At 39.2% G+C, this 10,732-nt stretch carries 7 protein-coding genes; 3 read left to right on the top strand and 4 right to left on the bottom strand.

Annotated features, from left to right (window positions below):
• Positions 1 to 159 precede the first annotated feature (159 nt).
• On the bottom strand, positions 160 to 537 hold the full coding sequence (locus tag ACSQ6I_RS00235) for a calcium-binding protein (RefSeq protein WP_438888209.1): 378 nt from the start codon (positions 535 to 537) through the stop codon (positions 160 to 162).
• 200 nt (positions 538 to 737) lie between these two features.
• Here ACSQ6I_RS00235 and ACSQ6I_RS00230 point away from each other — a divergent pair, with 200 nt between their 5' ends.
• Positions 738 to 1,430 (top strand): polysaccharide deacetylase family protein, encoded by a 693-nt coding sequence (locus tag ACSQ6I_RS00230; RefSeq protein WP_438888208.1) that lies wholly within the window; start codon positions 738 to 740, stop codon positions 1,428 to 1,430.
• Between the two features lie 181 nt (positions 1,431 to 1,611).
• Here ACSQ6I_RS00230 and ACSQ6I_RS00225 read toward each other — a convergent pair whose 3' ends face one another.
• Positions 1,612 to 2,388 (bottom strand): ABC transporter ATP-binding protein, encoded by a 777-nt coding sequence (locus ACSQ6I_RS00225; RefSeq protein WP_438888207.1) that lies wholly within the window; start codon positions 2,386 to 2,388, stop codon positions 1,612 to 1,614.
• A 226-nt stretch (positions 2,389 to 2,614) separates the two neighbouring features.
• Between ACSQ6I_RS00225 and ACSQ6I_RS00220 the strand changes: the two genes are divergently transcribed.
• A complete protein-coding gene (locus ACSQ6I_RS00220; RefSeq protein WP_438888206.1) occupies positions 2,615 to 2,920 on the top strand; it encodes a hypothetical protein in 306 nt (101 codons plus the stop codon).
• 191 nt (positions 2,921 to 3,111) lie between these two features.
• The gene (locus ACSQ6I_RS00215; protein ID WP_438888205.1) at positions 3,112 to 3,723 is read left to right on the top strand and encodes a Spy/CpxP family protein refolding chaperone; all 612 of its coding nucleotides are present in this window, start codon (positions 3,112 to 3,114) and stop codon (positions 3,721 to 3,723) included.
• Between the two features lie 205 nt (positions 3,724 to 3,928).
• Here ACSQ6I_RS00215 and ACSQ6I_RS00210 read toward each other — a convergent pair whose 3' ends face one another.
• Both ACSQ6I_RS00210 and ACSQ6I_RS00205 read right to left on the bottom strand, forming a co-directional pair.
• On the bottom strand, positions 3,929 to 4,933 hold the full coding sequence (locus tag ACSQ6I_RS00210) for a FecCD family ABC transporter permease (protein ID WP_438888204.1): 1,005 nt from the start codon (positions 4,931 to 4,933) through the stop codon (positions 3,929 to 3,931).
• A 504-nt stretch (positions 4,934 to 5,437) separates the two neighbouring features.
• Positions 5,438 to 10,555, bottom strand: coding sequence for a phytase (locus tag ACSQ6I_RS00205; RefSeq protein ID WP_438888203.1), 5,118 nt, complete (start codon positions 10,553 to 10,555; stop codon positions 5,438 to 5,440).
• Positions 10,556 to 10,732 lie beyond the last annotated feature (177 nt).

The raw sequence follows: 10,732 nt of genomic DNA, 5'->3' as shown, positions 1-10,732 counted from the left end.
TATGAAGGCATTTTTATTTAATTCAGACTCATTTTCTCATTTTTGTTCCTGAATTTATTGTTAATGCCTTATGAATTTCTATGTGTTAGATATTTTAATGATACTGTCTATATTTTTACCCCTTTGGTTCTGTATTTATATTTAATCTCTTTTTGTTACTTACAACACTTGTATGTGTAACACAAATTGAAGTGCAGAATGTGGGTTTAAACTATTACCATATCCATTAATTGCACCAGTTCCTGTTAAAAAGAGTATTTCTACATTGTTTGTCAATGTGTAGCTAATAGAAGCATAAACTGTGTCTAAACCTTCACCGGAATTCTCAATTACTAAGTCGCCTGAATTACCAACATAATAAGTATCGTTGCCAGTACCACCATACATGGTGTCAGCACCAATACCACCATCAATAATGTCGTTGCCACCATAGCCATAGATAATATCCGCAGAGATTGTACCTGTAAGTATAGGGAAAAATGTTGAACCTTGAAAAGTACCATTGTCATTGAAATTCGTACCAAAAATAAAAGCCATTTTCAAATTCCTCAAGATATCGTCTAAATTTTTAATTTTGGATTTAGCATTCAGAATGCTAAATAGCCTCTGGCTAGGTTATATCTACAACAGAAGTAAGATGTTTTTCGTACTGTACTTAATAATTTTAATACAATCTCAAATTGGTTTTCTGGTATTACAAGTATTCTGACTTTTACCCCCTTCAACCACTAATTCTTATGCAGTTTGCACCTCTTTTCCCCCTGATTTACCGCATTCTCCAACCGAGTTTTCCTAATTGTCTTTGGCATGGTAATATTCATAGTCAAGCGATAGCCTCCGGCAGTGCGCTCCGCGCAATCGCACTCACTTTTGATGATGGACCCCATCCTCTATACACACCGCAAGTATTAGCCGTTTTAGATCGTTACAAAGTTACAGCTAGTTTTTTCTGGTTGGGTGTTTGTGTCAACTGTTCACCGCATATTGCCAAAGCAGTTACAGATGCAGGACACTGGATAGGTTTGCATGGTTATGAACATCACTCTTTTCCCCTGCTTTCCTTAACTGACCTCAAGCAGAGTTTAGAAAAAACCCAAGCCGCTATCTACAATGCTTGCAATCTACAACCCGAACAAGTGCGAGATGTTCGTCCTCCTAATGGTTTTTTCACACCTCAGACTTTAAACCTATTTCAACAGTGGAATTACAGACCAGTCATGTGGAGTGTTGTCCCAGAAGATTGGGTACGTCCGGGTGTATCTGTAGTTGTTCAACGAATACTTGAACAAGTGAAAGGTGGATCAATTATTGTCTTACATGATGGTGTTTGTGGTGGACAAGATGTAGCAGAAACTATCCAAATCCTCATTCCCCAATTATTACAACAAGGCTATGAATTTGTAACTGTTGATAGTTTATGGCAGCATTAGGAGTACTGAGTACTGAGTAGTGAGCAATTTTGTCTCGTTCCTAGTCTCTGACTGGGAATACCATCACAGAGGCTCTGCCTCTACTGTCACTCAAGGCAGAGCCTTCTAGAATTCATTCCCATACAGAGTAAGTATGGGAACGAGAAAGTACTGAGTCAGTTAGTGAGTTAGCGAGTAATTTTTATACTGGAGAGATGGCGCAAACTTGCAATCCTACAGGGGTGTGAATAATTACGGATTCCACACCAAAAACTTGAGCAATATTATTAGATGTCAGCACAGTTTCGGGTGTACCAACTTCCCAAAGATGCCCTTGTTTTAATAAAGCCATGCGGGAACTATAACGGGCAGCTAAATTTAATTCATGTAAAACTGTGACTATGGTTAAATTTTGTTTTTGGTTGAGATTTTTGAGTAATTCTAATAATTGTAATTGATAATTTATATCTAAATAAGTTGTTGGTTCATCTAGTAATAATACCTTTGGTTCTTGTGCCAAAGCTAAAGCTAAAAATGCCCGTTGTCTTTCACCGCCAGAAAGTTCTTCAACCAAGCGATCTTTAAAATCTTCTAATTGTGTTTTGTCAATTGCACTTTCAACCTCTTGTCTATCTTTAGCACTTAATTCCCATTGCCACCAAGGTTGATAAGGTGTCCTCCCTAAACTTACTAATTGACTCACTGTTAAACCCACAGGAACTGTTTGCTGTTGTGGTAAAAGTGCTAATCTTTGAGCTACTAAATTAGCAGGTTGTGAATGAATTGCTTTCCCATCAAGTAAAATTACTCCTTGTTGTGGTGCAAGCACTCGACTAATTAATTTCAATAAAGTAGATTTACCTGAACCATTAGCACCAACCAAACTTAACCATTCTCCAGTTTGCAAAGAAAGGTTAATATCATGGATAATTGGCGAAAGAGTATAACCACCTGTAAGATTTTGTAATTCGAGAGGCATCTCAATATTATCACTTTAAAAAACAATATATCTGCTATTCTATTTCTAACAGACTACATGAGTTTTTGCAACGCCATTACTTTTTCTTAATGTCAGGCAAATGTGACTAAAGTCATGACTAGATTAGTGACTTTTTACCTATATATCTATTCAACTATAATTTTATGCTTTAAGTAGGGTGAATAAAACACCTTTTCAATTAATTTCACCGTCAAGAATACTTATTATGAATTTGCACAAAGCTCTCATCTTAATTGGTACACTTGGTTTAGTTACACTAGGTAGTGTAGGAATATCTCCAGCCTTAGCTGATCATCCCAACAATTCTAGAAATCAGCGCCAAGAAACTCGTTACAGACGAGATAATAATCACAGACGAAACAATAATCACAGACGAGATAATAATCACAGACGCGACGATAACTATAGACGCGATGATAATTACAGACGCGACGATAACTATAGACGCGATGATAACTACAGACGTGACGATAACTACAGACGTGATGATAATAGAGGAAGACGATATTAAGATGAAATATTCGTTTGAATCTTTTTGCTAGTTTTTATAACTACTATCTCGCATCTACTTTATTTAAGGAGATAGGGATAGTAGTTTTAAGTTGTTAACATAACTAGAAATTTTTGCCCTATCCCAAAAATAACTGATATACAAATAATATGACCATGTTAGATTGTCAAGTATTTATGGAGTATCAATTCATGAACTATAAACGGATGTTGAGTATTTCTGCTACTGGTTTAGCTATTGCTATTCTGACTACTGGATGTGAATTATCTTCTCCTAATCGAGCTTCTTTTCCGAATAATTCTTCTGAGAATGGGACAAATTTTCCGTCATCTGACAATGAAACAAATTATCGGCCATCTCCAAATGCAACGAATTATCGCTCAACACAAAGAGACATAAATCAAGATGTAGAAAGAATATCAGGACTTAATTTAACTAACTCTCAAAAAGCACAAATAAAACAAATTAGGGAGGAAAATAATTCGAGAATATTAGCACTTTTGTCTGATGACCAGAGACGGGAAGTGCAAACTAACAGTAACGGTCGGAATAAATTGTCAATGAGAAAACTGCGATCGCTAAATCTTTCAGCAGAACAAAGACAAGAAATAAATCAAATTACAAGAGATCAACGACAACAAATTCAGGAAATTCTGACCCCAAAACAGCGTCAAATGATGCAACAAGGACGTAGATATCGTAGGGGAAATAGAAGCAACAGTGAAAACAGGGACAACAGGGACAACAGCGATAACACTGATAATACTGATGACAGTGGTAACAGAGAAAATTCATCCTACTAAGTGATTACATACAGCATATTGCAGGTAAATGAAGTCCAAACTTTAATCACAAAGCCTGATTGCGATGGGTTTTTACTGCTGATAGCTGCTGTAAAATAGATTGTGTAATTATCTGCGACTAATTTTTGATTTCCACTGCGGTTAATTATTGACTACAAAAATCTCTGCGTACTTCCTCATCATCCGCATTCAACGCAACTGGATCTTAAAATTTATTAGCGCTACCAGAACGACGATAAAGCAACCAAATAAACAACGGTGAACCCAACAAAGCAGTCACCGAACCGACCGGTAGTTCTACCGCACCTAGTCGAGAAAGTAAATCTGCAAAGATTAATAACCATGCACCTGCAAGGGCTGAAAGTGGTAAAACAAAACGGTTATCTGTTCCGACAATTAAACGGACACCATGAGGAACAACTAAACCGACAAAACCGATTAAACCACCGATACTAACAGCACCTGCGGCTAATAAAGTGGCAATACCACCAATTAATAAACGCGATCGCATTAACGAAACTCCCAGCCCTACAGTCATATCATCACCCAAAGCCAAGACATTGAGCGATCGCGCTAACAAACACCCCACCAACAAAGCCACAATAATATAAGGACCGGCTGTATAAATTTCCTTCCAACCCCGACCATTCAAACTACCCACCAACCAACTGAGTGCAATTTGTACCTGTCCATCTTCCGCCATTAATAACAACGTACTCTGCACAGAACCAAATAAAGCACTCACCGCTACCCCACCTAAAATCAACCTTTCCACCGAAATACCCGAACCAGTCCGACCGAGGAAAATGACTATTCCAGAGGTCAAAATTGCCCCCAACCAAGCCGCTAAAGGAATCGCTATCGGGAATACTTGCAAAACAATCATAATAATGACAATTAGTCCTGCACCAGCAGAAATTCCCAATATAAACGGGTCAGCTAAACTATTACGTAACATTCCTTGTAACAATGCGCCTGACATTCCCAAAGCCGCACCAACAATCAGCGCCGCGACAATGCGAGGTAACCGTAAATCCCAAAGAATAGTTTGTTTAATTGGGTCGCCTTGGCGCATTAATGCTTGGTAAAATTCCGAAAAATTGATAGAAACCGCACCTTGAGAAAGAGAGAGTAACAGCGTGATTACCAAGGCGCTACTGAGAAGTAAAATTGCCCAGAGTAGGCGATGTTTTGTGAAGATTGTCTGCATTTTTTATTTGCAGTAAATGTTGTAGGCGACAGCAATCATGAATATTTCCATTGAGTACCTGTAGCAATTTTAGACTCCAATAAATCCTCACAATATCTATCGGACTTACGCACGAGTTACAGAGGACACAGATAAATAAGAGTTTGAGAGATATTTTGCGTAAGAACTGACTTAGTAATTACTTGCTTTCTTATAGCATTTCCTAGTCTAATCAAGTACAAAATTATCTGCGTTTATCTGCGTCCATCTGCGTTTAATTATTACTGCTTGTACCTCACTTGAATAGGAATTGCTATATCTAATTATAGGATGTTGTCACAATTTAGCAGAGATATTGGCAGCACAAAAAAGCGAGGAAGAATTACTCCCCCGCACAAGAACGATCCACAAATTTTAATCAATTGAGATTGTTGAATTTCACAAATCTGCATTAGTCTCCCACGAGTGCTGATGAGAAATCAGATATTGATACTCTTACTCACCCAATTTGCCTAAAATAATTTACTACGCGAAGGCAAAATCAGCAGCAGTCAAGCTGTTAGTATTGATTCCAGTGAGAATGGCAATGGTCGTATTACCCACTGCAATATTGTTACCACTCAGAGTCAAGTCGCTGAAGTCAAAACCTGCACCTTGACCACCAATACCTAAGACATCAGTACCTATTTCAAAATCAAGGACGGTGTTAGCAGCACTGGGTAGATCACCAGTTAGTATCCAGAATTGGTCAGCACCTGCACCACCAGAAAGCAAGTTACCACCACCTTCTTGGACATAGAAGATATCATTACCGTCACCACCTAAAGCGCGACCATCTGCACCCAGGAAGAAGATATCATTGCCTGTACCACCGGAAAGACGGTAGTCGGTGGCATCTGTAGCATCTATTTCATCATTGCCACTACCACCAAAAGAGCGATCGCCATCAGCAACAAAAATGGTATCCTGACCACTACCTGTAAAGATGCGGTTGTCACCAACTAAACTCCCACCAAAGGGGATATCTACTTCATCATTGCCGGCACCAGTAAACACAATATCTTGAATACCGTCTAACTGGACAACTCCATTGACCGAAGCACCTGCAATTAAAGTATCTGCATTGGGACTACCAAACACAAGTTCTGGAACTTCTACAAGATTATAGGGTAATTCCAAAATACCCAATTTTTCAGGAGTTGTAGTTCCGGCAACGTTGAAGTCGTTATCGTTAATTAAAGCTAGAGTATTGGGTGAAACTAATGCTAAACCTTCTAATTTCTCAACTCCTGTGTAACCCAATTGGGCAGCATTAGCAATCAAACTCTTACTAACGGGAGTAATTCCAGCAGTTACTAACTCAGATGGGGTGAGTTGTTCAATAGTTTTACCAGATGGTAAATTAAAGTTGGCAGGATTATTGATATTAGTAGCTGTTGCTAAATCAATTTGGTAGATGAGTTTATTAGCAGTGTTATCACTTCTATCATCTCTTTCGACAACTGCGAATTTACCATTACCTAAAGAAACAGCATCACCAAGTTTATCTGTTTTCGCAGTACCACTACCTGTAATATCGTCGAGAAGGTAGAGATATTCACCTGTTACCTGTTTAGAAATAATGTCAAATTCTAGAATTCGTAAATTACGAGAATTTCTAGATGTTGTATCACTACCATTATCAGGATTATCAATGGGACTCTGAATAAAAGCATAAAGCTTATTACCCTCTAAAGCCACTGCTTCAAATCCCCGATTAGCGCGTCTTTGGGAGTAAACTGCTGGTAATACCTCAGTCCCAAAAGTTCCTGCGGCTTGGTCTGGTTCAGGTGCGGTGGCTGTTCCTTGGGGGATAAAACGGTCAAGTAATTTACCGTTAACATCAAAGTGGTAAATCGCAGGACGGTATTCATCAACCATCCAATAGTCGCCATTTGGGGCAACAACAATACCCTCTACGTCAGCACCTAAAGGATCATTTGGAAGAACTTGACCATTCAAATCTACACCAATTTCATCGGTGTAAGCTGTGTTTCCTGACCCTGCTTGCAGATTAGGAAGTCCAGTTAATGGTGTTGTTCCATCTGATGCGAATAACCCAGTTCTCTTGGTAATGCTGATGTCACCAGTAGTTTGATTAAGTTCAAAACTGACTATTTCTGGTTGGAAGTCAGGTAATAGAAATGGTCTATTTTGACCTGTGGGTTCTCCATTTGGCCCTCTGTCTGTGTGGGTAACAAATTTCAAGTTACCATTAGCTGCTACTCCTTGGAAATACAACCCAGAGAAGCCACCTAAAAAGATATCTTGACCTGTAGAGGTTGTTCCTAATTTGGGTAGGTTGTCAAATTCGTAATTAGTTAATCTGGGTTGAAGTACGGGGTTGCGGGGGTCGTAACTGGTGGTGTCAATTTTGAGGATATCAGGAAGGGTATTCGCAATATTTTCCCAAGGAACAAATTTAAAGTTGCTGTTGACATTTTCTATTTCCCCATCATCTTCAACTAGTTTAGCTGGGTCGTTGTTACCATCTTGGGTGACAAATAAACCATAGGGGAAATTTGCACCCAAGGGGACGTTGATGACATCTGCACCGTCTGATTCTTGGACGCTATCAATTGCACCGTTGTTACCGACACCAAAACGCCCTAAAAATTCGTTGTTTCCTTCACGGGTGTATGCTGCAAAGGTGTTATCTCCTTGACTGGATGCGAGTAAGTAACCTGTACCGTTAGCACCGTAGTAGATAGTTAGTCCTTCTACGTCATCTACGAGATTAGTACCACCCAAATTTTTGACTACATCAATCAATTTACCTGTGTTGCTACCGTTGGGTTCTGCATCAAATTTCCAAATACCAACATTTTCTTGACCGATATAGAGGAAGCCTGTTTCTTGGTCTACAACCATTCCCTCGGTTTGGGGGTCAATGCCATTAATTGTAGGTACAGTAAATTCTCGGACTAGTTCTGCACCAATTTTACCGTTGCCGATGTCAATTAATTTTAACTGGGCTATATCTCCAGTTTCTCTGCGTCCTGTGAAGACATAGTAATCATTGGTAAAAGGACTGCGATATATTGTGAGTCCGTAGGAACTGCGAGAAGATGGTTCGTAGGGAGGGTCAAAGGGTGCAGCTTGGAAAATTGTACCGATATTGCTGTCGGTGATATCTTCTAAATAGTTGCCGTTGGTAGAGTTGGGGTTGATTTTGAAGATTACTAGTTTATCATTATTGCGATCGCTCGCTACGGCAATATCAATGGACTCTCCACCCAGTTGGAAACCATATTGCAGGTCAATGTTGTTATAACGAATCCCCCCAGGATTTACTGTTTGCAATAAATTCCCAGACAAGTCATAAACCCGCAATCCGGCATTTTTGACCGCAGTTAATACCAGGCTATTCGCAGAATCTTCCGCATTGACATAGATTGCTGGGTCGTCCGCATCTGCATTTTGATCTACTGTAGCCTGTCCTGGGTCTTCATCATCAAATAAGTCGGGGCTGGTTTCAACTGTAGGTGCAGCACTGGGAAGTATTTCATAAAAGCTAACAGTATTACTAACTTCATTAGCAACTGTCAGCATTGGTTTAGCATTAGGACTATCTTCAGCAGAAATGAATTTTAAACCTTCAGGACTAACATCACCTTCGGTTCTAATGTACTGGACAAACTCAGGTGCAGATGGGTTACTCAGGTTATAAACTATTACCCCACCACCAGCACGTTCTAAGCCCACAAATCCATAAGTTTTGCCATCAATAACACCAACTACTACACCTTCTGGTTCAGGGCCTTTATTATCTGAACGAGTGTCAACCTCATCAGGATCTCCATCATTAGCATTGAAAAGTGCAGGTGTTTGTTGTGCCAGAATTTGTTCAATCTGGTCGCCACTATCATATACTAATTGACCTTGAGAATTCCAAATGGAGAAAGAACGAGCGCCGTAAGCATAAAGTTGATCAAAATCTCCGTCTCCGTCAATATCTCCTAGTGTATTAGTAATGAGCAAACGACCCAGATTTTCATCTTTTTGCAGTTCAGCTGCATTAGGAAAAGCCGTTGGATCAAGTATGACATCTTTAACCCTTGTTTCTTCATTAAAAATATCACCTTCTCCATCATTAGGCGCAGGTAAAATATCATCACCAGTGGGACGAATGCGAGCATCTCCTTCATTAGCAGTGATGTAGTAAGTGTTGCCATCAACTTGAAAAGAGTTGATAGCATCTGGCTGGTACATTCCCAAAACAGGCCAATTTTGGATATTTATACCATCATCTCTATCACTAGCATCAAGACCATTTCCAGCTAAACTATGGTCTTTAAAACCCAGAGGTACAACATCGGTAATAGTCCCGCTGGCTATATCAAGAACAGCAACAGCATTATTTTCTTGGAGAGTAATAAAAGCAGTTTGATTATCAGGTGAAACCGCTATATACTCTGGTTCCAAATCTTGAGCTACCGAAGCATTAAGTCCAAACAGTCTCACTCCTGCTGCTTTTAAACCTTCTTCTTGTCCATTAAATGCGGTGAAATTAGCAGTTTTAATATTCTGATCATCAAAGACCTTTTGTAGTTTTCCACTGTCAAATGAGACAATTGACTGCTGAGTATTGGATACAGGTTGGATGCCATGAATTTCAACGATCATGTCATCGAAGTCCTGATTGGACTGTGCAAATGGCAACTCCTCTGCACCAAGAACTAATACATCTTGATCCTTAGAATAAGTCACAAACTGTGAACTACTATCAGGATTTAGTAGATTATTGGTAGAAAAGGTATAACTATCAGCACCGTTGCCAGTTGGATCACCATTAGGGAGATTATTTATTAATCCAAAGTGAAATTGCTGAGTAAATCCTGTACCGACTTGTACGCCATCAATAGCTAAATTACCTGATGCATCAATAGTAATATCAACTGTTTTACCAGATCCATCTGGCCCTTCAAAAATAATAACTGTCTTACTAGGATCAGATGCATCCTGAAGAATAAACTGGTTGGTATCTCGGACATTACCAAACAAATCTAAAACATTTTGTGGACTATCTAGCCCAGGATTTTGTTCAGCTATTAATTTGACTGTAAAGGTTGTACCTGTGAAAGTTGCAAAATTGCTCTGGTCATTATTTACGTCAATTACATTAATTGCACCAGCAACATCAATAATGCTAATTGAACCTTCTGGATCAATTGTATAATCTTCATTTGGTTCTCCTTCGTTAGCAACAAGTAATTTGCTACCATCGGGAGTGAAGGTGATCATATCGGGTAAAGACCCTACTATCACTTCTGAAAGTTTAGTGAGAGTCACAGCATCATAAAAAGCAACTTTACCAGAATCGGTACTATTATTAGCAGAAATTGCCACAGCAAAAATGCTATTTGCTGTTCCTATACCTTTTCTGACGGCGACACTTTGAATTCCGCCACCTAAGCTAGAAAAATCAATGTTGGTAATTTTAGTGGGATTGGTTGGGTTAGAAACATCTACTACTTGAATAACTGGGTTGCCTTCAGATTCCCCAATCACGAAAAGGCGTTGAGATTTGGCATCAAAATCAGAAATTTCTGCACCGTCTAATTGAATTGTGCCTATTTGATTAAGTTGAATTGTATTTGTCATGGTAAATATCTGTAATTAAAAGATGAGCATTAGGGACTTCCAAATAAAAAAATCTCCAATTCGTAGGGTGGGTTAGCGCAGCGTAACCCACGATTATCCCTAAATTTATGGTGGGTTACGGACTAAAGTCCTATAGCCTGCGTGGCGTAGCCATACCCACCCTACGATTTTTGGGTA

This window comes from Anabaena sp. WFMT (assembly GCF_051781005.1).
Classification (GTDB): Bacteria; Cyanobacteriota; Cyanobacteriia; order Cyanobacteriales; family Nostocaceae; genus Anabaena.
Note: the sequence above shows the minus strand (reverse complement) of the source record. Positions and strands in the feature narration are given on the sequence as shown.

Bases quoted from the DNA above. Each gene is read 5' to 3' on its own strand.
- ACSQ6I_RS00220 (WP_438888206.1), top strand. From the start codon at position 2,615: ATGAATTTGCACAAAGCTCTCATCTTAATTGGTACACTTGGTTTAGTT.
- ACSQ6I_RS00210 (WP_438888204.1), bottom strand. From the start codon at position 4,933: ATGCAGACAATCTTCACAAAACATCGCCTACTCTGGGCAATTTTACTT.
- ACSQ6I_RS00215 (WP_438888205.1), top strand. From the start codon at position 3,112: ATGAACTATAAACGGATGTTGAGTATTTCTGCTACTGGTTTAGCTATT.
- ACSQ6I_RS00205 (WP_438888203.1), bottom strand. From the start codon at position 10,555: ATGACAAATACAATTCAACTTAATCAAATAGGCACAATTCAATTAGAC.
- ACSQ6I_RS00230 (WP_438888208.1), top strand. From the start codon at position 738: ATGCAGTTTGCACCTCTTTTCCCCCTGATTTACCGCATTCTCCAACCG.
- ACSQ6I_RS00225 (WP_438888207.1), bottom strand. From the start codon at position 2,388: ATGCCTCTCGAATTACAAAATCTTACAGGTGGTTATACTCTTTCGCCA.
- ACSQ6I_RS00235 (WP_438888209.1), bottom strand. From the start codon at position 537: ATGGCTTTTATTTTTGGTACGAATTTCAATGACAATGGTACTTTTCAA.